The following is a 636-nucleotide window of genomic DNA, read 5'->3' on the forward strand; positions in this document are numbered from 1 at the left end:
CATTAAGTTAGTCGTATAGGTAAGGAGGTGATCCAGCCCCAGGTTCCCCTAGGGCTACCTTGTTACGACTTCACCCCAGTCATGAACCACACCGTGGTAAACGCCCTCCCGAAGGTTAAGCTATCTACTTCTGGTGCAGCCCACTCCCATGGTGTGACGGGCGGTGTGTACAAGGCCCGGGAACGTATTCACCGTGGCATTCTGATCCACGATTACTAGCGATTCCGACTTCATGGAGTCGAGTTGCAGACTCCAATCCGGACTACGACAAGCTTTGTGAGATTAGCTCCACCTCGCGGCTTTGCAACCCTCTGTACTTGCCATTGTAGCACGTGTGTAGCCCTACTCGTAAGGGCCATGATGACTTGACGTCGTCCCCACCTTCCTCCGGTTTATCACCGGCAGTCTCCCTAAAGTTCCCACCATTACGTGCTGGCAAATAAGGATAAGGGTTGCGCTCGTTGCGGGACTTAACCCAACATTTCACAACACGAGCTGACGACAGCCATGCAGCACCTGTCTCAGAGCTCCCGAAGGCACTAAGCTATCTCTAGCGAATTCTCTGGATGTCAAGAGTAGGTAAGGTTCTTCGCGTTGCATCGAATTAAACCACATGCTCCACCGCTTGTGCGGGCC

General features: G+C 53.1%; 1 rRNA gene. It reads right to left on the reverse strand.

The features are described from left to right. Nucleotides 1-20: 20 nt before the first annotated feature. Nucleotides 21-636, reverse strand: a 16S ribosomal RNA gene (locus tag DVO77_RS18945); the annotation flags it as partial.

Origin of the sequence: Shewanella algidipiscicola (genome assembly GCF_003605125.1) — a bacterium.
In the GTDB taxonomy this organism is placed as follows: Bacteria; Pseudomonadota; Gammaproteobacteria; order Enterobacterales; family Shewanellaceae; genus Shewanella; species Shewanella algidipiscicola.